Source organism: Cytobacillus sp. FSL H8-0458 (assembly GCF_038002165.1).
Classification (GTDB): domain Bacteria; phylum Bacillota; class Bacilli; order Bacillales; family Cytobacillaceae; genus Cytobacillus.
In genome coordinates this window covers 309998-336422 of sequence record NZ_JBBOBR010000002.1, presented here as the reverse complement: position 1 = coordinate 336422, position 26425 = coordinate 309998, and the positions used below count along the sequence as shown (strand labels likewise).

The following is a 26425-nucleotide window of genomic DNA, read 5'->3' as shown; positions in this document are numbered from 1 at the left end:
TTATGAAAAAACGAGCAAAAAAACTTATTATGTTAGTCCAATTTATTTTGAAAGTATCTTATTGGATTTTATTAAAAAAACAAAACAACATTAAAAAGACAGCGATAGTATTTAGAGTTTCTAAATGGAAGCAACCTTATATTGAAGCATTCTTTCCTGAGTATAAATTAATGTTTGTTCCTTTTACTCAGTGGACGTTTTTACTGACGCCACTGATAAAAAGGAATCCAAATTCGGTATTTATTTTTTGGGGTGTAAACGAGGATGAAGAGGTCACTAAGTATAGCAAAATACACAATATTCCATTGTACAGAATAGAAGATGGTTTTATAAGATCAATCGGATTAGGATCCATGCACACAGCCCCCTACTCTATATGTATTGATAAAACCGGTATGTACTTCGACTCAACAAAATCATGTGATTTAGAAGAAATTTTAAATTTTTATGATTTCTCGAGTAATCCAGAGCTATTGTTACGAGCAAAATCATGTATAGACTTGCTGATGAAATTAGGTGTCAGCAAATATAATCATGTTGAAAAAAAGAATATCGAAGAAATCTATGGCCCTAAAGACAGAAAGAGAATATTAGTTATTGGCCAGGTTGAAGATGATGCTTCTTTAAAGAAAGGCAGTAAAAAGAATTGGACTAATAACGATTTAGTTCAATTAGCAAGTATTGAAAATTCTGATGCTGAGATTATATACAAACCACATCCGGATGTCTTGACTGGCAGAAGACCGATGCAGTCAGACCCGAGTAAGGTTAAGCATTTAGCGAAGGTTATAGAAGAGCCCTTAAGTTTAGTAGATTCATTTCAGACCATCGACCATGTTTATACCATTACATCGCTTTCAGGGTTTGAAGCATTGTTAAGGGGAATTTCTGTAACGACATTGGGAGCTCCTTTTTATTCTGGCTGGGGACTGACAGATGACCGACAGAAGGTTAGCCGGCGCAAAAGAAATTTAACAATTGAAGAGTTATTTGCAGGTGCATATATCCTTTATCCAAAATACGCTGACCCTGTTACAAAAAAAAAGCTTGATTTAGAAGAGGTAATTGGAAAAATTGCTTCATCTGTCGATAGGGAGTAATAGACTCCCTATTGATTTTTAGTGCCTTTATTATTTGGGGTTCCTTAAAATGGAAGTCGTGATAATGAGGGAAATGGGAAATTAAATGTTATAATAACATTTGGGTTTTGTTGGTATATAGAAAAAAGGTTAGGAAGCTAATAAATATGAGCTCAATTTTTCAGATTTTTAAAGAGCAATTGCTCAATATAAATTTAATATGCCGTTTGGCTTTTTACGATATTAAAGGAAAGTATCTTCTTCATTATTTGGGTGTTTTGTGGCAATTTCTAAATCCAGCTGTTCAAATACTGATTTATTGGCTGGTATTTGGATTGGGAATACGAGGTGGAGAACCAATAGGTGATGTTCCTTTTTTTGTATGGCTGGTTTGCGGATTAATACCATGGTTTTTTATTAACCCATCCATTACACAAGGTGCTAATAGTGTCTATTCAAGGCTATCGCTCGTATCTAAAATGAAGTTCCCTGTAAGTATACTCCCTGCAGTAACCATCGTAAGTAATAGCTTTACATTTATAATTATGTTAATCGTATTATTATTTATATTAATAATGAATGGTATTTACCCTAGTATATATTACGTTCAAATAATTTATTATTTATTTTGCTTATATATTTTTTTATACTCATTTTCGCTGTTATTTTCTACGTTCTCTACAATTGTACGAGATATTCATTCTTTATTACAAACAATGATGAAAATGTTATTTTATTTGACGCCTATCTTATGGGATACGGGCAGGCTTCCTGAATATGCACAAAACATTTTAAAATTAAACCCGATTTATTATTTAATTGAAGGTTTCCGCAATACATTTTTGTTTAAAACCTGGTTCTTTGAAGATTTAGCTTATACTTTTTACTTTTGGAGTTTCACTCTATTTATTTTATTTTTTGGCGCAACAATACATTTAAAGTTTAGAAAACGTTTTGTCGATTATTTGTAATTTGGGGGCTTATAATTCATGGAGCCAAAAGTGAAGTTTGTTAATGTTTCTAAAACTTATAATTTCCATAAAAAGCAGTCAGATAAATTATTGGATTTATTGTCTATTAGAAAGAAAACGAAGCAATTTTCTGCGTTAAGAGATATTTCCTTTGAGGTTAATGAAGGGGAAAGCATAGGTGTTATTGGGATAAATGGCTCTGGTAAATCTACTTTATCCAACTTATTAGCACAAGTAGTTGAACCAACGAAAGGCAAAGTTCAAATTGATGGTGAAAGTTCATTGATTGCTATTTCAGCCGGACTAAATAATAATTTGACTGGCTATGAAAATATTGAGCTAAAATGCTTGATGCTTGGTTTAAGAAAAGAGGAGATCCACAGAGTAACTCCCTTAATTATTGACTTTGCAGATATTGGTGACTTTATGTATCAGCCTGTAAAAAACTATTCAAGTGGAATGAAGTCCCGTTTGGGTTTTTCTATTTCTATCCATACTAATCCAGATGTGTTAATTGTCGATGAGGCCTTATCTGTAGGGGATCAAACCTTTTATCAAAAATGCATTAATAAAATGGAAGAATTCAAGAAACAGGGAAAAACTATCTTTTTTATTAGTCATTCAATTTCCCAAATACGTTCTTTTTGTGATAGAGTTTTGTGGCTTCATTTTGGTGAGATTAAACAGTTTGGTGATAAAAAACAAGTTCTAAAAGAATATAAAGAGTTTATAGAGTGGTTTAATTCTTTGAGTGAAAAAGAGAAGAAAGATTACAGATCTACAATGCTGCAAGAACAATTTGACCAGCAGGAGTTTTTTAGAGGTAAAACACGATCCTCTAAAAAAAGGAATAAAAAGGATCCTTTAATTCAAATTAAAGGAACTCTACAGATTATATTTATTTGCATTTTGTTGCTTACTAGTACTTTATTTATGTTTGTAGATTTGGATATGTATAAAGAGGCTAGCAAAGATAATAATCAAATGAATAATAAAGTTGAAAGTAATGAACAAACAATAAATAAAGAAATAAACAAAAATGGAATAGTAATAGGAAACCCTGCAACAGTGTATTCTGATATAAAGTTAAGAAAAACGGGAAGCACGATAAGCTTTGGCACATCAGTTTTGGTTATTGAAGAAACTGGAGATTTATACAGGGTAAAGACTGACCATGTATCCGGGTATGTTAATTTAGAAGAAATTAAGTTACTTGAGAAAAATATTGAAATAAATAAGTTTTTTTTAGAAGATATCTTAGTTTTTACACCAAATACGTTTTCTGCTGCCTATAGTTTTTATATTGCTCATCTTGGGATGCCATATATGGATGTCAAATCTAGTCTTCGAGGTTTAACTGGAGAATCAGTTAACGATACCGGAAAAAAAATTCAATACTATGATGGAGAAAATATTGGAATTATATTTGATGAAAATGATTTTGCAGAAAGTATCATAGTTTCAAATATTAATATTGAAGATCCATTTTTAAATGATTTGTTAACATTAGCTTCTATTAAGAACGGCGAAGAGGATTATCTCATTTTAATAAATGGTTATGAGGTAATTATAAACTTACACGATAAAAAAATGATTTTAAAACCAATGTAAATTGTTATGGCAAATGTGAATTATTTAATCATAGCAAAAGGGGATTACAATTCATGAGATTAAGAAATATAAAATATTTTAAGAACAACAAAAAGGATAAAAAAGGAATTCTTGGGGTAATTATTCCATTTAGGTACTCTATTGACCGTAAAGATGCTTTAGAGAGAGTTAAAAACCTATTTAATGTCAAGCTGCCAAATGGAGTAAAGTTCTTCTTAGTTGATAGTGGAAGTCCAGATAATATCTCTGAAGAACTTCAATCAATATGTAATCTTAACAATAATGATTATTTATATGTTGATACGAAAACAGAAATATTTTCAGCAGGAAAAGCTCGTGACATAGGTGCAATATATTGCAATACCGAATTCTTATTTTTTCAAGATGTAGACCTATTGCCTTATGAGGGGTTCTATGAAGAGCTGTTAATGGAGATAGAAATACAAAAGCTAAGGGAAAATAGTGCTGAAATTTTAATGGTTCCATGTATTTATCTATCAGAAGAAGGAAGTAAAATTTATAAAAATACTCCTAACGATGAAAGAAAATCACGTTTCTTTCAATACTTATTAGAAGAAGATAAAGATATTATTTCTTTCCTAGCTCCTGGAACGTCAGCTATTGTCATTAATAGATCACATTATCTATCGATAGGTGGTCATGATAAAGACTTCTTTGGACATGGGTTTGAAGATTTTGAGTTTAATCATAGGGCAATAACAATAAATAATAAATTTATACGCCCAACAAAATATTATGAGGACTTTAAACATTGGAATGCAAATAAATATGAAGGTTTTCGGAGTATGTTCCGTCTATATGGTGACATATTGTTTGCTAAAGGTATTTTCTTAGCTCATATATGGCATGAACCAATTGTTAAAGGTTCAAAATATAGGGGATCTAATATTAATAATCGTAAATTGTTAGTAGATAAAATGAAAAAGTTTGATGAAACTGGTATCCATCCCACTCCTCTTCCTGATATATATAAAGGAAAGTCGCTGGCATTAGGAAGAAAGAATACTCCATTCTTTAATTCACTTTGGCAAATTATTCCACATCTAGGAGAAGTGGACTACAGGTCTGAGTTTGATTTTCAAGATGCACAAAGTATGGTGAAATATATTAAAGATACCTCAATTGATCGCGTTTTTTTACACAATCCTTATGCTAATGAAAGAAGATTAGCAGTTTATAAATTATTAAAAGAAGAGGAGATACCCCTAATTGTATTTGAAAGAGGTGCCTTAAAGGATTCCTTTTTCTTTGATAGTAATGGCTTTAATGCAGATAGCGACTCCTACTCATTTGAAAATTGGGATAAGGAATTAAGTGTGGAACAAATTGAAAAGGTTGAAAAGTATTTTGAAGAAACCTATTTTACTGAAGAAGACCTTGAGGAGCAAGGTTCAAGACTAGGTGGAAGCAAGTTAGCAGAAAAATTGGATATTAAAAATCAAAAAGTTTTATTTATTCCCTTTCAAAGACCCAATGATACTGTGATTAAATATTTTTCAGGTGCAGTAAAATCTATGAATGAATTTGTAGCTTTTACAGAGGAATTGCAAAGCAGTTTAGGAGAAGAATGGGTAATTCTTGCCAAGAAGCATCCTTTAGAAAGCCACAATCCCTCAGAAAAAATTAAATTTGTAGATGATAATACACATATTAAAGACTTAATTGAATTGTCTGACGCTATATTGTTAATAAATTCAGGGGTAGGACTTCAGGCCATGATGTGGTATAAACCAGTATTATATGTTGGTGAAGTATTTTATGGAATTCCTGGTGTGAATAAGAATGTAAAAACAACTGATGAAGCCATAAGCACTTTAAATAACCTATTTACAGTAGATAGAAAAAAGGTACAGAAGTTTTTTCATTACCTTATTACTGACTTTTATTCATTTGCAAAGACTAACTCACAGGTAGTAAAGGGAGATAACGGGGAGAGGTTTCGAAGGACATTAGATTTCCGTTTTTACACTTTGAATTTTCCGGGGAAAGTTTCATTAAAATATAATTTTGATAATGAACGGAAAATTTCCTTAAGCTCACCTTTGTATGATAGATATAGGACTTATTTTTTGCAAATGAAGGAGACTAATCCAAAGAACCAGTCCATTAATATTGGCCAACAAAAAAAGGAAACTAAAAATGGTTCAGATCCAAGTATAAAAAATAACCAAGTAACAAAAGCTGTAGTTCATAAAACTAGTGAGGCTCCAGTGAAAAAAAGTGAGCAGAATCCAAAGCAAACCGAAAATAAAATAGAGGGAAATAAAAACAATCAACATAAAAAAAGTCCGGTAAATAAACAGCGAATGGTTATCGAAAAGGAGTATGTTAAAATAGAAAACTGGTTGTTAAGACAATTAGTTAAGCTTGTCACAAACCCATCACAGTTTAGATTACAGCATAAAAGGTGGAGGCAAAAACGTAAGAGGACTATGCAAAAAAGCTAAAAATAAGAACTAGAGGCATGATGACTGACCCCCGGTTATAAAAAACCTACCTATCCCCTGTGATTAGGGGGCGGTAGGTTAATTATACCTAAAAGCGTATTAAGCTTAATAACTCATTATTTGAATTCTGATAACAGCTAACTTGACAGAACGATTCAATCTAACCTGATGATTTCGTTTAATGGGAGCTTTTATTCTCTTGTGTCCATTACAAAAGAAATTTTTAAAGATATACATTGATCCTTTCTAATGGTCTAATTTGGTCTGGTAAACTTATGTTACTAAAAATAAGATGCTTTTGGTGCTTTCAAGGTTGCTAAAAATTATGACGATCTAATGTTACTTACATTAAATATCCGTCTATATCTAGAATCCTCTTTTTTCCTTCTAAATCCATCCATCCCTCCCGCTCATTGCCAGCCTAGAGGCAGAGAGAAAACCAATTAATCTGTCGCTTTTCTAAGCCATTTTATCCAGGTTTTGTCAAGCATTAAATATCGATATATAATCATCTGATATTGATTGATTTATCACTTTTACATTTTGCTAAATTTAATTAGTTTTCCATTATTTTAAATATGGATATGAACTCCTATCCAAAAGAAAAAACACCGCCTAAATCATAATATAAAATTTTGATATGCTCCCCTTTAGGTAGACAGATTAAAATAAAATCTGGTCGCTTATGGGGGAGTATTTATTATGTCCAAAAGATCTTACTCTGTAGAGGAGAAATACAAGATATTAAAGGAATTAGACAAGGATTATTCAACATATGAACTTGAGTTAAAATATAACGTGCACCATTCAACTATTTTGGACTGGAAACACAAGTATGATAAATGTGGTTTAGAAGGTCTAAAAGAGTCTTCCACTTGGAAAAAGTATTCTAAGGAATTGAAGCTAGCTGCCATTAGAGATTGTCTGTCTGGGGAGTATTCTCTAAGTGAGGTTGCTAGATTGTATGAAATATCAAATGCTTCTGTCCTTAGTGATTGGATAAAGAAGTATAATAGTCATAGAGATTTAAAGGATACATCACCAGGAAGGACGAGCTCTATGACTAAGGGAAGAAAAACGACTTGGAAAGAACAAATACAAATTGCAATTGATTGCTTGGGGAACGGAAAAGATTATCAAGAAGCAGCTAATACTTATAATGTTTCTTACCAACAAGTCTATCAATGGGTAAACAAGTATGAAGATGGAGGAGATGAAGCGCTAAAAGATAAACGTGTTAATAAGAAAGAAGAAACTAGCTTGACTCCAGAAGAGAAAATCAATCTTCAAATGAGAAAAATTAGAAAGAGAAAATGAACGGTTACGTGCAGAGACTTTATTTTAAAAAAGTTAGAGGAGGTCGAAAGGAGGCGAAAATAAGCCAAATCCGATTTGAGGATAAGTATGTTGCTATTCAAGAGCTTCACAAGAATGAAGGTTTAAGTATTAGTTTACTTTGTGAAATTGCTGGTATTGCACGATCTGCATACTATAAGTGGCTAAATCGTACTCCTTCATTCAGAGAAATACTGAATAAAGAAATCATAAAAGAGATGAAAATTCTCCATGAAAAAGTTGATGGCATATTCGGTTATCGTCAGATGACCCTTCACATGAATAGAAAGTTTGAGGAGAAACTTAATCATAAAAGAATCGATCGGTTGATGAAAGTTGCTGGATTACGCTCTGTCATTCGTGTTAAGAAGAAGCAATATAAACGCTCTACACCTCAACATGTGGCAGACAATATATTAAATCGTGAATTCACAGCCGAAAAACCAAATGAAAAGTGGGTAACGGCCGTTAAAGAATTTAAGTATGGCCAATCAAAAAAAGCCTATTTAAGTGTGTTTCGTGATCTTTATGACGGATCCATTATAAGTTATGTTCTAGGACACTCCAATAACAATCAACTTTTATTTAAGACACTTGATCAAGCCACAGCACTATTGAATGGATAACATCCTTTTATACATAGTGACCGAGGATTCCAATACACCTCTCAAAGGTTCAAACGAAAAATAGATGCGGCGGAAATGACACATAGTATGTCACGAGTTGGTCGGTGTATCGATAATGGGCCAATGGAGTCTTTTTTCGGGGCGTTGAAATGTGAGAAGTATTATTTACATAAATATAAGACATTTGAGGAACTTACTACTGCGATGGATGAGTACATCCATTTTTATAATCATGAAAGATACCAAAAAAGATTAAACGGCCTTAGTCCTATGGAATATAGAGCTAAAGCCGCTTAAATCATTTTTATTATTTCCACTGTCTACTTGACAGGGGGCATTTCACTTTGGTGGTGTTTTTTCTTGTCTCATTTTAGTAGGTCTCTATAATTAAGCTTGTTGTATTTAGATTTCCAAATTTTCCTTTAAAGTAGTTTGTAAAGTAGATAATTCCTCTTTTGGAACTAAAAAGTAATATATTCCATCAATTTTAGTTCCTGTTCCTTTCACCTGTGATTGAGAAATATTTTTTCGAGCGTTCGCATAGTTCTTCTGTATAGATATCATTTCATTAAATGTTAAGTTTGTTTTAACATTATTCCCTAAAGCACCAAACACATCATCAAATTTTGTTAGGGAGGAGAAGCTTGCCCCTTTATTTATTACTGCCTGGATAACTTCACGCTGTCTTTTTTGGCGTCCGAAATCTCCGCGAGGATCTTCTTTTCTGATACGTGAATAAATTAGGGCATTATCTCCGTCTAAGTTAAGGGTGCCTTCTGGGAAATAGTAATTTTTAAAAGTAAGGTCCATATCATTTTCAACTGTTACTCCCCCCACCGCATCTACAATATCCTTAAAGCCTTCCATGTTGATTTGAATGTAATAATCAATTGGAATATCCAAAAGATTCTCTACTGTATCCATTGACATTTCTACTCCGCCAAATGCATATGCATGGTTGATTTTATCTTCGAAGCCTTTGCCGATTATTTCCGTTCGTGTGTCGCGCGGAATGCTGACCATTTGAACAGATTCTTTATTTGGATTGACGGTCATGACAATCATTGTATCAGACCTTCCTCTGTCTCCTTCACGTTCATCAACACCTAGTAACAATACAGAAAAGGGATCTTTCTTTTGAAAAGTAACTTCCTCTGTACGTTTTTCGGATTTTTGTCTTTCAATTGGCTGATGCATCGTCTCTACAGCATTTGTTAAAGAGTTGTAAACGGTATAGACATATGCCCCAACTGACAGAAACAAAACAACAAAAAGCGATATGAATATTTTAAGCCACTTTCTGTTTTTTTTATTTGAATTCTCTTTTATTCTTGACCCCATATAAAAGCCTCCTAAGTAGTTAAACAATATTAATAGAATATCAAATAAATGTAAAAAAATGAATTAGATATTTATATAAAAGACGATTTTCAATACAAAAATGTTACAGAATCAATTTAAAGTCATTGAATTGTTCTTTAACTATTGAAGTTCATCAACAAATTACTGGTTTTTGAAGTGGAGTTTGTCGGTATAGTTTGAAGTGTTTATAACTTTATTTGCTGTTTGCTTCCTTCCTAACCTTCAAATAGTTATAGGTAATTCAAAAGGAACATTGGATATAGCAGTCGGGTAGCATTTCAAAACTCTATTCTATATAATAATGATATTGAATGCTAAAAAGTAGGTGTAAATATGGAGAAAGTTTTAGTAACTGGTGGCTGCGGGTTCATTGGTTCCCATATAGTTGATTTGCTGATTGACCAAGGATATGAAGTCATCGTTGTGGACAACCTTAGGACCGGAAATATTAATAATATAAATGTTAATAAAGTGAAGTTTTATGAAATGTCAATTTTAGACGAAAAGCTTACTGAAGTATTTGAGAAACATCAGCCACATTATGTCATCCATCAGGCAGCGCAGGTTAGTGTATCGGAATCAATAGTTGATATCATGCAGGATGAAGAAATTAATATACGTGGTTCTCTAAATGTAATTGAGAATGCAGTGAAGTATAATGCCCAAAAAGTAATTTTTGCTTCAAGTGCTGCTGTGTATGGAACTCCTGAATATTTGCCTGTTGATACCAATCATGTAGTAGAGCCCCTGGCTCCATATGGTGTATCGAAATACACTGTTGAGCGCTATTTAAGAATGTTTAAAAAGCTGCATGGCTTGGACTACACAATTTTAAGGTATGCGAATGTCTATGGTCCAAGGCAGGATGCAAAAGGTGAAGGTGGAGTGGTAGCCATATTTGCTGATAAAATTACTACCCAGGAAGAACTGACCATCGACGGGGATGGGGAGCAAACACGTGATTTTGTTTATGTTACTGATGTTGCAAAGGCAAATGTAAAGGCTCTAAAGAGTGGGGACAACAGAATACTCAATGTTTCTAGGGAAGAAAAAGTAAGTGTTAACGAGCTTTATAAGATTATGGCTGAGCTATCTTCATATAGCAAAGAACCTAATTATGGCCCTGAAAGAAAAGGGGATATAAAACACAGCATTCTTTCCAATGGAGAAACAATCAAAGAGTTGAACTGGAAACCTGACGTGGAACTTCCTGCAGGTCTCAAACATACATTAGAAAGCATTAAGACAAGTTAAAGGTTTTTCTTTAAAAGCATTGAATCCTGCAGATGGATTCAATGCTTTTTCTTTTGCACTTTAAAAATTATCAGAAAGTGAAGTGAAATTTTATGGTATAATTGGAAAAAATATTTAAAAATTATAAAGAGAAATAAAAGGGAGTATAGCATGAAAAAAATTTTTGTTTTTATTAGTGTGCTATTTTTAATATTAACTATGAATATCTTAAGTGCATCTGCCGAAGTGAATTCGAAAAGGCTGGACGGAACAGACCGTTTTGAAGTAGCTGTGAATGTTTCAAAAGCAGGCTGGCCAAATGGGACAAAAACTGTTTTTCTGGCAAATTATAAAGCTTTTGCTGATGCCCTGGCCGCATCGTCTCTCGCTTTTAAAGAAGACTCACCTATTTTACTTACCCAATTAAATGAATTAAATGGTGCCACAAAAAAAGAGATTTTGAGATTGGGAGCAGTGAAAGCTGTCTTAGTTGGAGGTCCTGGTAGTTTATCTGAGAAAGTTATAGAAGATTTAAACGCTATCGGGATTAAAGATATTGAAAGAATTGGCGGAACTGACCGATTTGAAGTTGCCTATAATATTGCTATGAAATTGGGAAGATCGGAAGGTGCTATAATTGCAAATGGTTTAAACTTTCCCGATGCATTGTCTATTGCCCCTTATGCTTCGATTAAAGGATATCCAATTCTTCTTACTCAAAGTACAAGCTTGCATCCAAAGATGAAAGAGGCAATAAAAACTCTTAATGTTTCTCATACCATCATCTCCGGTGGTGAAGCCAGTGTTGGTCCAAAAGTCTCAGCTGTCCTTCCTAATGTGAAAAGAATTGGGGGGAAGGATCGTTTTGAAGTTTCAGCTAATATTATTAAACAACTCTATCCCAAAGCTGATAAGTCCTTTTTGGCAACTGGTATGACATTTGCGGATGCCCTTACTGGCTCAGTCTTGGCAGCCAAGGAAAATGCACCGATGCTGTTGGCCAGCCCGACTTTTACCCCACCTTCTGTTAAGGACATTATTCTAACCAAGAATATAAAGGACTTTACTATTTTGGGCGGTAACTCATCAGTGCCGAATGAAAGATTTTTAATATTAACAGGTCAGGCCCCTGAACCTGTAAAGCCTTCGTCATTACTTGAGGGGAAAGTGATTGTTTTGGATCCCGGTCATGGTGGAGCTGACCCGGGGGCTGTGAAAAATGGCTATAAGGAAGTGGATTTAAATAATGCGTTTACTCTAAAGCTTGCATCTCATCTTACGAAAATGGGTGCAAAAGTAATTTATACAAGAAATCCAAATAAAAATATTTTTGTAGATTTACCTATGAGAGCTAAAATCGCTAACAATTCAAAAGCAGATTTATTCATTAGTATTCATCATGATTCCAATATATCTCCGCAGCAAAGAGGGTTAAGCCTGCATTATAGCAGTTACCGCCCTGCAATTGAAACAAAAGATGTTTATGTTTTATCTGGTGGGGTTAAATATCCCTTTGTAAAGGAAGATACAGAGAGGAAGGTATTCCTTGTAAAAAGTGGATCCTCTACAAAGGCACTCAGCTACAATGGCCCGAATATAGCTTACGATCCAACCCCATCACAGGCGGCAATAAGGAGCAAATTACTGGCAGGAGACCTGGCAAAATCTTTAGTTTATCAAGGAATAAATATTAGTCGAATTTATTCAAGTACAGGTGTAAAGGATCATAACTTATATGTAACTAGATGGACCTCAATGCCTTCAGTCCTGATTGAATTAGGCTTTATCTCAAACCCTGACGAAGTAAAACTCCTGGCCAACAGCTCTATACAGGAAAAAAGGGCGAAGGCTATGGCAGAGGCAATAAAAGTTTACTATTCTAAATGAATGTACTTATTTTTAAAAAACTAAACCTGCCTTTGGTGGGTTTTTTAGTTTTTTATATAAATTACTAGTATTCCACTCTTTTCGTTTTTTAAACTGGTGATTTCTCTCTTTTTAGACAAAATCCTATATTATTCATCCTTTCTTTACCATTCCTGTGATATAATGTGACTAATAAAATGTATGGAGGTATTATGTTTTGCTAAGAATTCTACTGGCACTATTACTTACTTTTTCTTTGTCGCTTATCTCCTCAGTCACGGGTGTAGATGCTGCTGTAGACACTGAAGAGAAAATTTCTGTAAAGTTAATCAACTATATTGGAAAAAAAGATCAATTAAGCTTTAAGTCTGATGGAGATTATAAAATTGATGGAGACGACACTATTAATTTAATATCAGGACGTACATATATTGTAAAAGTTAAAGATAGTAAATTATTTTTATATGAGGGTACAAAACTGCTTAAAGAGTTCGAAGACAATTCTTTTTTGCTTAAAGCCGCTGATTACTCTCCGGATTCTATAACTACTTTATATGGTACTTATGAAAAAAGATATATTGGTAATATTCAGTTTACTATTGAGGATGGCAAGTATGTCCGCCCTATCAATAAAGATATTCTCTTTAACGATTATCTAAAAGGTGTGCTGCCAAGTGAAATGCCTGCTTCTTGGGGAAGCGGAAATGGGATAGAAGCCTTGAAAGCGCAAGCGGTTGCTGCCCGAACGTATGCACTGAACCTAGTTTCTGTTTTAAAAAGTCAGGGTAAGCCTGTGATTGTGTCTGATACACAGGGGCACCAGGTTTATGGTGGGGTAGTGGATTCAAGTACATATAACAAATACGTGAATACTGCTGTAACTGGAACTGAGAATAAGGTATTAACCTATAATAATAGACTAATTGATGCTGTTTTCTCTTCAAGCAATGGGGGAATGATTGAGTCCAATGCTAATGCCTGGCCTACATCCACTTTGGTGCCGTATTTAAATGTAAAAAAAGATAAGTATGATCCTCAGCACTCCTGGGGAGTTGAATTTGATAAGCACCAAATTGATTTAAGAGGAAAAGACTTATCAAAACCTGAAACATGGTGGAGTTCAGCGATTGAAACCAATCCATCTGTTTCAAACAGCATTAAATCCTGGCTCTCCGGTTACACGGAATATAAGGATTATGAGATAAAAATTGTATCAATTCCAAATTTGAGTTTTTCGGGTAAAACAAGTGGTGAGAGAGCAATCGATGGTTCTATTACAGTTGAGTTTCTATTAAAGAATAAATCAACAAAACAAATTGTAATGGACAGTGGAAGAGTTAAAGTTTTCACTAAAACATTAGATACATCTGCCAGCAAGATTAGGGGTATTATTGGTACCGGAATCTTCAAAAGTACTTTGATTACTAGCTTCCAGGATCGAACAAACGAACGATTGGCAGGTAAAGACCGTTTTGAAGTAGCGGTAAATGTTTCAAAAGAAGGCTGGGACTCATCGGATACGGTAGTCGTGGCGTTTTATAACGCGTATGCAGATGCTTTAGCAGCAGGGCCGCTTGCGTATAAAAATGACGCACCAATATTACTTACAAAATCAGATAAACTTACTGATATTACCAAAAAAGAGATAGAAAGATTGGGAGCAAAGAATATTCTTGTAATTGGCGGAATCGGAAGTGTAAGTGACGGAGTATTTAACGAACTTAAGGCAATTCCAGGGGTTACAGGAATAGAAAGGATAGGGGGCCGTGACCGCTTTGAAGTCTCCTATAATATCTCAAAGAGGTTTGGAGGAGCTCAGACAGCAATCATTGCCCACGGCCTAAATTTCCCGGATGCTCTTGCCATTTCACCATATGCAGCTTCAAAAGGATATCCTATTATCCTTACACATTCAGAAAAGCTAACACCTATTTCTTATGAAGCGCTGAAAGGGCTTAACATCCAGCAGACAATTGTTGTTGGAGGACCTGCGAGTGTAAGTGAAGCAGTATTTTCCAAGCTGCCAAATCCTATAAGAATCGGCGGGCAAAACCGTTATGAAGTGGCAGCGAATATCATTTATAAATTGAATCTATCTCCGAGTAAAGCCTATATAGCAACTGGGTTAACTTTTGCGGATGCTTTGACGGGTTCAGTTCTTGCCGCGAAAGAGAAAGGGAATATCCTTCTTTCTAATACACATATCTTAACTGAGCCAACTGAGGGTGTCATCGAGAAGAAAATGCTAAATAATTTTACTATTCTGGGTGGAGAGGGTTCTATAACACCTGAAGCAGTATCTATGCTTCCTAATAGTTCTTTTGCTATTGACGGAAAAGGTTTTGGCCATGGTGTTGGAATGAGCCAATATGGTGCTAAAGGTATGGCTGCATTAGGAAAGAATTATGAAGAAATACTAGGCTTCTATTATCCTATCACCAATTTGGTAGAACGCTAATAAAGTTGTTTTTAAGACCCTTCTGAAGGGTCTTTCTTTTGGTGAAAGACAAAAATTTTGTCAATTATAGGGTGTAGACTACTTGAAGAAATCTTATTTGCTTTTTGCTGGAACTGACTATATATTGCTAATTTGTAACCGGTATTTAATGTAGTAGAACGAGTAATGTGCAGTAAGGTATAGTAAGGTATAAAAAAGGCCGTAACCTTCAAGAAAGGTTGCGGCCATTTTTATACCTAACACAAATGTAAATTATGGAAACTAGTGCATTTGTAATATAAAATAGTAAAAATGTGCTAATATACAAATATGTAAAATTAACTAATTTATGAGATTGAAGGGAAATTAAGGGGGTATTTAGGTTTATTCGACCAAAGGGAATAGGGTAATTAGTAGGGTTTATGAGTCAGCTATAACAGGGAGATGGAACAAAATTGAAAAAAAAGTTTTTTTATAGTTTTTTAGTTTATATTCTTTGTAGCTTATTCCTTCACATAAATGGGGTAATGGCTGATGACCTTCCGGAAAGGCTTGGGGGGGAAGACCGTTTTGAGGTAGCAGTAAATGTATCAAAAAAGTGGTATGGCGCAAATACTGTTTTGTTGGTTAACTATAACGCTTTTGCGGATGCCTTATCAGCGGGTCCGCTTGCTTATAAATATGATGCTCCTATTTTACTAACACATGCAACTAAACTTACAGAGGCTACCAAAATAGAAATTAAGAGATTAGTTCCAAACAAAGTTGTGGTTGTTGGGGGAGAAGCCAGTGTATCGGATTCTGTCCTAAATCAAATTCGTTTATTAGGTATTAAAGATGTTGAGAGAATTTCTGGTAAGGATCGATTTGAGGTATCAGCCAATGTAGCCAAAATAATAAATAACTGGGAAAGTGTCATTATTGCAGATGGATTAAATTATCCAGATGCACTATCTATCTCTTCCTATGCAGCCATAAATCAAGTGCCGATTCTTTTAACCAGGCCAAATTCACTGCCTGTACAAGCAGCAGATTTAATAAAAATGCAAAAGGTAAGCATGTCTTTAATTATTGGCGGAGAAGCCAGTGTAAGTAAATTAGTAGAAAGAGCGCTTCCAAGGCCGGAGAGAATAGGCGGCAAAAATAGATTTGAGGTTGCCGCAAATGTTTATAAAGAAAAAATGCCTGCAGACTCGATTTATTTAGCCACTGGAATGTCATTTGCCGATGCTTTAACTGGTTCGGTTGCTGCAGCTAAAGAGAAGGCGTCCATCGTATTGACGAGAAGTGATTTTGTACCTTCCGAGTCTCTTGATGTTTTTGAAAACAATATTGTTAATAACGTGGTTGTACTTGGAGGCCGAGCTTCGGTAAGTGACAATGCCATTTCGGATATCCATTTTCATAAAAAGTCGTCTGATCCTATTATTTATCTCGTGCCACATGCTGATGACGAGGTGCTAACCTTTGGCATTGATATATTGAATCAATTAAATAAAAACCGAAATGTATATTTAGGTATTTTTTCAAAAGGTTCCGATTCTGTTGCTAGAGAGATTGTAAATGGTCATTACGATGAAGAATCGAGAGCAAAGCATATGAATAATGCCCCGATTTGGTGCTGGTGGCATGGTGTTTATCATGATCCGGGAAAAGAAGGTTTTTTGCATGGCTACATAACTTTGAAAGAGTTTGGGGATATCCGCTTAAATGATTATTTTAGTGCAGCGAATACTTTAGGTGTAAAAGAAGACCACGCTCTTGATAATACACTTGAGGATGGAACCTTCAATAAAGAAAATATTAAAAACGAAATACGGAATTACCTATCTAAGTTCCCTGATGCCGAATTTAGGTCCATGTCATGGCATGATGGGCATCCGCCACATGCTCTTATAGGCCAAGCCTTAAAAGAACTGGAGGAATCCGGTGAGATTCATCCTTTAAAAACCACCTATTTTATCTCGGTATACACAGACAGATTCTCAGGAAAGACAATATCACTTCCAATTCGGAAGCTTGAGTTGGAGGATGCAAAACTCCAAACAAAACTTAATGCTGCAGTGAATATATACGGAAGTTACAACCCCCAAAAGGGTTTTTACGCAACAGGGTACCATTCTGTAAAAACACAGTTTGATAGGCTTTTAAAAGATTCTTATGTAAGAATTCATTATTAGCATAGTCTTAAATGATGTAAGACGATACTACTAATTTATTTTTTTTTTGGAATTTTTATAGAATCCTGTCGAATATTTCCGATAAAATAAGAGAGAGATTAATTAGGGAGGCAAAGTAATGAAAAAATTACTTGTAACTTTTTTGCTGACATTTACATTTAGCATGCTTCTTGCAGTTCAGACGTCAGCAGAAGGTTACACAACTAGACTGGGCGGACAGGATCGTTTTGAGGTTGCTGTAAATGTTTCAAAAAAGGGCTGGTCGACTTCTGCTAATGTGGTTTTAGCTAATTATACTGCCTATGCAGATGCATTGGCTGCTGCCCCGTTAGCTTATAAACTAAATGGACCAATTCTTTTAACTCATGCGGGGAAGCTTACGAGTGTTACAAAACAGGAAATTATTAGACTAAATGCAAAAAGTGTTACAATTGTAGGCGGAAAAGCAAGTGTGTCTGACCAAGTAATTACTGAATTAAGAGCTATGGGCATTTCCGTTAATAGAATTTCGGGACAGGACCGATATGAGGTTGCTAATAATATTGCTAAGTTTATTGGGAAAAAGGATAGAGTGGTCGTAGCATATGGGTTGAATTTCCCGGATGCGCTTGCAATTGCTCCATATGCAGCCAGAAATGGGTATCCCATTTTGTTAACGAATACAAATAGTATGACGGCGTCTACTAAAAATATTATTACCCAATGGAACGTAAATCAAACAATTGTAGTCGGAGGAACTGGGAGTGTATCGCAAAATGTCTTTAATAGTCTGCCAAATGCAATAAGGATAGATGGAAAAGATCGTTTTGCTGTTGCGTCTAATATTGCCAATCGCTATTACAAGTCGCAATCCCAAGCTTTTGTTGCAACAGGTATGAATTTTGCTGATGCTTTAACAGGTTCCGTTTTGGCGGCTAAGAGGAATAACCCAATTTTATTAACCTCATCCAGTATACCTGCTGCTACTAAGGATTCTATTATAAATAATGGATATCAGGGCTTTACTATATTAGGGGGATCTGCTTCTGTGTCTGCCAGCATAAGTAATATCCTAGGAGGTCCGACAGTGGGGCAGACCATTATGATAGATCCTGGCCACGGCGGGAGTGACCCAGGAGCTTCTGGTAATGGAATGTTTGAAAAGGATATCGTTCTGGATGTTTCCAAAAGGGTTAATGCTCGCCTTTACGATTCATTAGCTAAAGTAATGATGACCAGGAATACTGATACATACCCGACTTTGGATGAGCGCGTACAGATGGCGCATAGTAAGGGTGCCGATTTATTTGTAAGTATACATGTAAATGCTTATTCTGGTTCTTCTGCAAATGGAACAGAGACTTACTATAATACTGCATATGCCTCGGCAGACAGTAAGCTTCTTGCAGAAGAAATCCAAAAGGAACTCGTAAAGGCTATGGGAACAAATGACAGGGGAGTAAAGCAAGGAAGCTTTTATGTCATTAAATACACTAAAATACCAAGTGTCCTGGTTGAAATTGCATTTATATCCAACCCCGAGGATGCTAAGAAGCTTGCTGACAATACCTTTAGGCAAAGAGCTGCGGATGCAATATATAAAGGAATTATGAATTATTATAATAAAAAATAATTAATTAAATCCCTGTTGGTGAAGCCAAGAGGGATTTTCCTTTAATTGCATGGTTTGAAGCAGGTTTTAAATAGGAAAATAATAATTGACACAGAAAAGTTTAGTATTAAAATTAAGTACAGTAAGAACAAATTTGGTACATCTGTGCCATTTGAAACAAATGTAATGAAAAATTAATTTGTTATAAATTGAATAATGCTTGTCATGTGGTAAACTAATGAAGGATTGAAAATTATATTTTTCAACTTCAAAAAGGGGAAGTCGAAATGACTATACAATTAATATTTGCTTTTTTTGTCTCTTTAGTCACGGTTTTGGCTGTAACACCATTTATTATAAAACTTGCCATAAAAATAAATGCAACAGATAAGCCCAATCAAAGAAAGGTACATGCTAAAATTATGCCCCGTTTAGGTGGCTTGGCTATCTTTATCGGCGTGATTGCCGGCTATTTTGCCGCTGGTCTATATACACAGAAAATGACTGGTATCATAATTGGTGCGTTTATCATTGTTATTATTGGTATTCTGGATGATAAATATGAGTTATCGGCCAAATATAAACTGATCGGCCAAATAATGGCTGCAGCGGTAGTTGTAAGTACAGGATTGACAATTGATTATATTTCTATACCTTTTTTGGAAAAATTTAATCTTGGAATTCTTGCGATTCCAATCACGGTATTATGGATCGTGGCAATTACTAACGCTGTGAATTTAATTGATGGTCTGGATGGACTTGCTGCAGGCATTTCAGCAATTGGGATAGCGACCATAGGTATTATGGCAGGGATTCACGGTAAGTTTCTAATATTAACACTTGCCGTAATTGTGCTGGCCAGCACTGTTGGATTCCTTTTTTATAATTTTCATCCAGCTAAAATTTTTATGGGGGATACCGGAGCTCTCTTCCTAGGGTATGCAATAGCAGTTCTTTCGCTACTGGGGTTATACAAGAGTGTAACTTTATTCAGTACTATTGTTCCGGTTATCATACTTGGAGTGCCAGTGTTTGACACTGCATTTGCGATAATCCGAAGAGTTATCAATAAAAAGCCAATATCTGCTCCTGATAAATCGCATTTGCACCATAGAATATTAGCTTTAGGTCTATCTCATAGAAATACTGTATTGGTTATTTACCTGCTGGGAATACTATTTAGTATAAGTGCCATATTATTTTCCACATCTACTTTGTGGGGGTCTTTAATTATTCTATTTGCCTTATTGATAATGGCACAGATTATTGCTGAGATTATTGGTCTGGTCAATGATAAATATAAGCCTTTTATAAAGTTTTTCCGAAAGGTCAGAGGGCGCCTCTAAATGCTGCGACCGTAATCTAAAAAATAGACTGCGACCGTAAGTGAATTTTCACTTTCGGTTTTTTTGTTGGAAGGTGATTTATTTTGAAGAAAAAGAATCTAATCCTTTTCACTCACTCATTTCCTTTTGGGCATGCTGAAGCATTTTTAGAAACGGAAATAAAATATTTAAGCGAGTCGTTTGAGGAAATTATAATTTTTCCTATGTATGCAAATGCAAGAAAGGAAAAAAGAGAAGTTCCTAATAATGTACGTATTTATGATATGAAAAATGGAAGGTCAGCGAAGATCAAATCGATTCTTAACTCATTGATTGACCGTCAAATGAGTGAGTGGCTGCTGAAAGAACTTAAGATTTCACAAGGTCATGGAGTCCGCGGAGTGGCTGCTATGATGAATTGGCTTGGGTGGGCTAAGATTGCCCGAGATAGTTTGGTTACCTACTTTAACAATGAAGAAGATCGGGGCAAGTATATAATTTATTGTTATTGGCAGAATCCATCGGCATTAGGTGCTGTTTTATTGAAAGAAAAATTAAATGATATAGTCGTTTACTCCAGAGCCCATGGTGGAGATCTTTATGCTGAAAGGCATAAACCTCCATACATACCATTTCAATTTAAAGTTATTCAAGAATTGACTCGTTTGTTTACAATTTCACAGCAGGGAAAGAATTATTTGCTCAATAAGTATACAGGGATATCACCTGACCATATTAAGGTAAGCAGACTGGGGATTGATGGTGATGATTATCGAAATGATGCTTCGATAGGAAAAGAGCTGGTAATTGTTAGCTGCTCCTACCTTGTACCAGTTAAAAGGGTAGAGATTATCGTTACAGCTCTTAAGAAGCTGGATATACCAGTTGTGTGGCATCACATTGGGTCGGGTCCGGAAGAAAAGAAAATCCAAGAATTAGTAAAGGCTCTGCCGCCTAACATCGATGCAAGACTAGAGGGTAATTTAACCAATTCAGAAGTAGTGCAATTTTATAAAAAACATCCTGTTGACCTTTTTGTAAACGTAAGCTCATCCGAAGGAATCCCTGTTACAATAATGGAGGCATTCAGATATGGAATACCTGCATATGCCACAGAGGTAGGAGGAGTCCCGGAAATCGTTAGCGATACTTCCGGGAAACTTTTGCCAGTTGATATAAGTCCGGAGCAATTATCTTCTTATTTCGGAGAATTTTATCATCTCTCTAACGAGGAAAAAGAAGCATTAAGAACGAATGCAAGAGAAACTTGGGAGAAAAGATATAACGCAGCCAAAAACTATACAGATTTCCGAGAGGACTTGCTAAGCAGTGGTGAACAAGATGGATAAAAATAAAAAGTTTATTTCTGATACTGTTAGTACCATTGTAAGGCAGATGTCTAATATTATTTTGGGAGTATTGCTAATAGTCATTTTGGCACGCTATCTACAGCCCGAAGGCCAAGGGCAATACTCTTTAATTACCTTATTGCCTCTGCTTTTAGTAACTTTTCTGACGCTTGGGCTTAATACGTCTACTACATATTTTATTAGCAAAGGTAATATCTCTGTTACAAACGTGATTAAAACGAATATTTTAGTTTCTTTCATTTTAAGCGGTATAGCTGTAGTTTTTGGCTTTATTTTCATTTATTTCTTTTCAGGCCAGTTTTTTAAAGGGATAGATGTTAGCCTGCTCTATCTTGTTCTTGCGGCATTGCCTTTTATGTTTATAAAGGAAATGCTTATGACCGTTTTCCATGGATTGCAGGACTTCAAAAGTTTTAATAAATTGATGGTTTATTTTCAGGCATTCTTACTAACTTTGGTTGCACTTTTAGTGATATTGGGCGGACTTGGGCTAAATGGTGCGATAATTGCATTTGTTTTGGCTAATATTATTATTGTGATAACCATTTTTTATTATTTGAGGAAAAAGAAAGTAGATGTTACTGGAGGGGAATTTGATACCCTATATTTAAAGAAAGCCATTAATTATGGCATCAAAGCGCACATCAGTAATGCTATGACCTTTTTGAATTACAGACTTGATATTCTAATTTTAGGCTATTTTGTAAGCTCGGCTTCTGTAGGGATTTATACTGTTTCTGTAAATGTGGGAGAGAGAATCACCATATTGGCAGTAGCTATTTCAAGTGTCCTATTTCCCAGGATTTCCTCAACAACTGATAAAGGAGAGCGTGATAAAGTAACAGCAATTGTTTCCAGGAACATTGCTTTTATAACCCTTATTGGCGGAATTTTTGCCTTTTTGCTATCAGACCTGGTTTTTGATCTTTTCTTTGGATCACAATACGAAGAAAGCTCTTTGCTGCTTAAGATTCTTTTGCCGGGAATTATGTTGCTTGCAGTTGAAAAAGTATTGTCAAATGATATAGCAGGCCGTGGCAAGCCTGAGCTTAATATGTATGTTGCTATTATAAATGTTGTGGGCAATGTTACTTTGAACCTGATTCTCGTGCCAAAATTAGGAGTATCTGGTGCTGCATATGCTACCACTATTTCTTATTTCATTAGTTTTATTATAAAAATAGTTATTTTTCACCGCATTACAGGTTTGTCATATAGACAGTTTCTATTAATTGACCGCTCTGATTTCCTCAGAATAAAAAATTTGATGTCTTTAATATTTAGGCGTTTAAATGCTGGTTCTGGCTAACTTCTGTCATTAATCGAATATCAATCTTAACCTAATAGATAAGTTGAAAAATGAACATTATGCGAAACACATGGTTATTGCTTTACTTATTAAATTTTTTTGTTTAAAAATAGGAGTAGAAAGAGAGGGCAAAAAAAATGATAAATTTTGCTATTGTTGGGTGTGGGCATATTGCCAAAAAACATGCGGAAGCTATCAAGAATTCAGAAGGTGCTAATTTATTGGCGGTTTGTGACACCGACCCCAATAGGATGACTCCATATGTTGAGGACTATGAGGCTCAAACTTATGAAGATTTAGATGAAATGCTTAAAAATGATCAAATCAATGTAGTGAATATATGCACTCCTAGTGGTTTTCACGCTTCCATTGCTGTGAAATGTGCAAATGCTAAAAAACATATTGTTATTGAAAAGCCAATTGCACTTACCCTTGAAGATACTGATGCCATAATAGAGGCCTGCAAAGAGAATGATGTTAAACTTTCAGTTGTTCATCCCAACCGTTTCAGACCTGTCATGATTGAACTTAAAAAGGCAATGGCAGACGGCAAATTTGGGAAACTCAGCCATGCGAATGCAACTGTTCGCTGGAACAGAAATGATGAATATTATCAGCAGGCAGCTTGGAGGGGCACCAAAGCTTTAGATGGTGGAGTACTCATGAATCAAGCCATCCACAATTTAGATTTGCTTATCTGGCTTATGGGTGATGTTGATGAAGTCTATAGTATGGCTGCTACCCGGCTTAGGAACATTGAAACAGAGGACGTTTCAACTGGTGTCGTCAAGTTCAAAAATGGCGCTCTTGGTGTAATTGAGGCTGCGACTACCATATATCCTAAAAATCTAGAGGAAACGATTAGTGTTTTCGGAGAAAAGGGTACAGTAAAGGTTGGCGGTGTAACAGCAAGTCTTATTGAACACTGGAATATGGAATCTGTAAATGAAGACAATGTAGAAGAGTTAAAAGCAAACATTAAAAATAATCCGATTGGCAAACCGGGGCACCAATGTATTATAGAAGACATGGTAGAGTCAATAAAAGAAAATAGAGAGCCAATTGTGACTGGTGAAGATGGCAGAAAAGCACTGCAGCTGGTTCTTGCACTTGATCATTCTGCTGAAAATAATACTCCGGTAAAACTATCATAAGATAAGGAAGGGATTTAAAATGTCAGAAACTCTTAATAAAATTGGAAACGAACTTATGGATAAAATAATGGCCAAAGAAGCAACAATCGGTGTTGTTGGACTAGGTTATGTGGGTTTGCCCCTTGCTGTGGAAAAGGCCAAAGCCGGGTACAAGGTGATCGGGTTTGATGTACAGGCATCCCGGACAGACATGGTTAATAGCGGCATAAATTATATCGGTGATGTTGTAGACGAAGAGTTAAAAGAATTAGTAAATGAAGGGAAAATCTTTGCAACAACAGACTATTCTCATATCAAAGAAGTTGATGCAGTTGCAATTTGTGTACCTACACCTCTAGATATTTATCAGCAGCCTGATACATCTTATGTTGAAAGTTCAGGAAAAGAAATCGCAAAACACTTGCACCCTGGTATGCTCGTTGTTTTGGAAAGTACTACTTATCCAGGCACTACTGAAGAGGTATTAAAGCCAATTCTTGAAGAAACCGGATTAAGATGCGGAGAAGACTTTTTCCTTGCATATTCACCTGAACGAGTTGACCCAGGAAATAAGCATTATAATACAAAAAACACTCCAAAGGTTATTGGAGGCATCACTAAAGCTTGCACACAGATAGCCAGCTCGCTATATAGAAATGTACTTGAGGGTGACGTTCATGAGGTTTCCAGCCCGGCAGTAGCTGAAATGGAGAAGATCCTTGAAAATACATTTAGACATATTAATATAGCATTAGCTAACGAAATGGCTATCCTCTGTGACAGGATGGGCATTGATGTGTGGGAAGTAATCGATGCAGCAGCTACAAAACCATACGGCTTTATGGCCTTCTATCCAGGTCCAGGCCTAGGCGGGCATTGTATTCCTATCGACCCATTCTATTTAACATGGAAAGCAAGGGAATATAACTATCATACACGCCTTATTGAACTTGCAGGTGAGATTAATAATAGCATGCCTGAGTTTGTTGTTAGCCGCTCAATGGAGCTTCTAAATAAAAACAAAAAGGCTCTGAATGGAGCAAAGGTGTTAATTCTTGGTGTAGCTTATAAAAAGGATATAGATGATGTACGTGAATCACCAGCACTAAAAGTAATCGAAGGTTTAAACGAAGCTGGTGCGGACTGGACAGTTGTGGATCCATACGTAAAGGCATTTAGATCATGTGATATGAGTGTTGAAACCCGGAAATTGACAGATCAATTATTGGAAGAAGCGGATCTAGTATTAATTCTTACAGATCATAGCGATTTTGACTATAATCATATCGCCAAAAAGACAGAGCTAATATTCGATACCCGAAATGCGATGAAGGAAATCGGATCTCAGCATAAAGGATATTACCGTTTATAAACGCTTAGAACCAGAATAATTCTGGTTCTAACTACATTTTTTTAGGGAATGATTAGTTAATGAAAGTTTGCCATATAACCTCCTCACATCCTTCCAAGGATACAAGGATATTCAGGAAGGAATGCGTGAGCCTTGCTGAGCAAGGATTTAATGTCAATTTAGTAGTTCCTGAAGAAGCCGATCATACTGACCGCGGTGTCAATATCATTGCTGTAAAATTGAACATTACATCGCGTGCAACGAGGCTGCTGAAAGCCTCCTATAAAGTTTATCAGAGGGCTGCCCAAGAGAATGCAGACATTTATCACATTCATGACCCAGAAATGATCTTTTTTGGGCTTCTTTTGAAGCTTAAAGGTAAAAAAGTCATCTATGATATTCATGAAGATGTGCCAAGGCAAATTCTCTCCAAAGCTTGGATTAACGGAAAGATAAGGTCAGCGGTTTCATGGGCATTTGAAAAATTCGAAAATTTTTCAGCAAGGAAGTTCGATGCGGTTATAGCAGCTACCCCACATATAACTGAAAGATTTAAAAAGCTTGGGTGTCGGGCTATTAATGTAAATAATTATCCCATTTTGTCGGAGTTATATGTGCCTGATTCCGGGTGGGATGAAAAAAAGAAAGCAGTTTGTTTTATTGGCGGTATTAATAAGATTCGCGGAATTGAAGAGATGTTAGAGGCTATTTCTTATACAGATTCTAAACTTTTTTTAGGCGGTAATTTCTCCCCTCCATCATTAAAAGAAAAGGCTCAAAATACAGCTGGATGGGAACAGGTTATTGATTTGGGATTCGCAGACAGAAAAAGAGTCGCTGAAACAATGGCTAAAAGTTTGGCGGGGCTGGTTTTATATCATCCAGCACCTAATCACAATAATGCACAGCCAAATAAAATGTTTGAATACATGTCTGCAGGCATACCGGTTATAGCCTCCCATTTTGATTTGTGGAAAGAAATTATAGAAGGAAACGACTGCGGTATTTGTGCAGATCCATTAAATCCCTATGAAATTTCCAATGCCATAAATCAGATTACAGAAAACAGAGCAGAAGCCGAAAGAATGGGGAGAAATGGCAGGAATGCCGTAGAAGAGAAATATAATTGGGACGTTGAAGCAGAAAAACTCATTGAGTTATATAAAACTCTATAAGCA

16 protein-coding genes and 1 pseudogene are annotated in these 26425 nt (G+C 35.5%); 16 read left to right on the top strand and 1 reads right to left on the bottom strand.

The annotated features are described in order from the left end of the window. Positions 1–2 precede the first annotated feature (2 nt). The 5 genes and pseudogenes from NYE23_RS22985 (at position 3) to NYE23_RS22965 (ending at position 8387) form a co-directional block, all read left to right on the top strand. Positions 3–1100, top strand: coding sequence for a capsular polysaccharide export protein, LipB/KpsS family (locus NYE23_RS22985; RefSeq protein WP_341081473.1), 1098 nt, complete (start codon positions 3–5; stop codon positions 1098–1100). 146 nt (positions 1101–1246) lie between these two features. Next, on the top strand, positions 1247–2050 hold the full coding sequence (locus NYE23_RS22980; RefSeq protein WP_341081472.1) for an ABC transporter permease: 804 nt from the start codon (positions 1247–1249) through the stop codon (positions 2048–2050). 18 nt (positions 2051–2068) lie between these two features. After that, a complete protein-coding gene (gene tagH, locus NYE23_RS22975) occupies positions 2069–3661 on the top strand; it encodes a teichoic acids export ABC transporter ATP-binding subunit TagH (protein WP_341081471.1) in 1593 nt (530 codons plus the stop codon). A gap of 53 nt (positions 3662–3714) precedes the next feature. Beyond that, positions 3715–6129 carry a glycosyltransferase gene (locus NYE23_RS22970; protein WP_341081470.1) on the top strand — a complete coding sequence of 805 codons (2415 nt, stop codon included), beginning with the start codon at positions 3715–3717 and terminating at the stop codon, positions 6127–6129. Between the two features lie 702 nt (positions 6130–6831). Continuing rightward, positions 6832–8387: pseudogene (locus NYE23_RS22965) on the top strand (IS3 family transposase). Positions 8388–8492: 105 nt separating this feature from the next. Here the strand turns inward: NYE23_RS22965 and tagU are convergent. Beyond that, positions 8493–9431, bottom strand: coding sequence for a polyisoprenyl-teichoic acid--peptidoglycan teichoic acid transferase TagU (tagU, locus tag NYE23_RS22960; RefSeq protein WP_341081469.1), 939 nt, complete (start codon positions 9429–9431; stop codon positions 8493–8495). A 354-nt stretch (positions 9432–9785) separates the two neighbouring features. On the opposite strand from tagU, the gene NYE23_RS22955 reads away from it, so the two are divergent. From NYE23_RS22955 to NYE23_RS22905, 11 genes are all read left to right on the top strand, one after another. Next, positions 9786–10706, top strand: a complete 921-nt coding sequence (locus NYE23_RS22955) for an NAD-dependent epimerase/dehydratase family protein (RefSeq protein WP_341081466.1) — start codon at positions 9786–9788, stop codon at positions 10704–10706. A gap of 150 nt (positions 10707–10856) precedes the next feature. Next, positions 10857–12572 (top strand): cell wall-binding repeat-containing protein, encoded by a 1716-nt coding sequence (locus NYE23_RS22950; RefSeq protein ID WP_341081465.1) that lies wholly within the window; start codon positions 10857–10859, stop codon positions 12570–12572. 196 nt (positions 12573–12768) lie between these two features. Next, the gene (locus NYE23_RS22945; protein ID WP_341081462.1) at positions 12769–15009 is read left to right on the top strand and encodes a SpoIID/LytB domain-containing protein; all 2241 of its coding nucleotides are present in this window, start codon (positions 12769–12771) and stop codon (positions 15007–15009) included. A 434-nt stretch (positions 15010–15443) separates the two neighbouring features. Next, entirely contained in the window at positions 15444–17168 is a 1725-nt protein-coding gene (locus tag NYE23_RS22940; RefSeq protein WP_341081460.1) for a cell wall-binding repeat-containing protein, read from the top strand. A gap of 118 nt (positions 17169–17286) precedes the next feature. Next, positions 17287–18780 (top strand): cell wall-binding repeat-containing protein, encoded by a 1494-nt coding sequence (locus tag NYE23_RS22935; RefSeq protein ID WP_341081458.1) that lies wholly within the window; start codon positions 17287–17289, stop codon positions 18778–18780. 266 nt (positions 18781–19046) lie between these two features. Beyond that, entirely contained in the window at positions 19047–20105 is a 1059-nt protein-coding gene (locus NYE23_RS22930) for a glycosyltransferase family 4 protein (RefSeq protein WP_341081455.1), read from the top strand. Positions 20106–20188: 83 nt separating this feature from the next. After that, on the top strand, positions 20189–21433 hold the full coding sequence (locus NYE23_RS22925) for a glycosyltransferase (protein WP_341081453.1): 1245 nt from the start codon (positions 20189–20191) through the stop codon (positions 21431–21433). Continuing rightward, positions 21426–22763, top strand: a complete 1338-nt coding sequence (locus NYE23_RS22920; protein ID WP_341081450.1) for a flippase — start codon at positions 21426–21428, stop codon at positions 22761–22763. Before NYE23_RS22925 ends, NYE23_RS22920 begins: the two co-directional genes overlap by 8 nt. 137 nt (positions 22764–22900) lie before the next feature. Then, the gene (locus tag NYE23_RS22915) at positions 22901–23917 is read left to right on the top strand and encodes a Gfo/Idh/MocA family protein (RefSeq protein ID WP_341081447.1); all 1017 of its coding nucleotides are present in this window, start codon (positions 22901–22903) and stop codon (positions 23915–23917) included. A 19-nt stretch (positions 23918–23936) separates the two neighbouring features. After that, a complete protein-coding gene (locus NYE23_RS22910; RefSeq protein ID WP_341081445.1) occupies positions 23937–25268 on the top strand; it encodes a nucleotide sugar dehydrogenase in 1332 nt (443 codons plus the stop codon). 125 nt (positions 25269–25393) lie between these two features. Then, entirely contained in the window at positions 25394–26422 is a 1029-nt protein-coding gene (locus tag NYE23_RS22905; protein ID WP_341081443.1) for a glycosyltransferase family 4 protein, read from the top strand. The last annotated feature ends 3 nt before the right edge of the window (positions 26423–26425 follow it).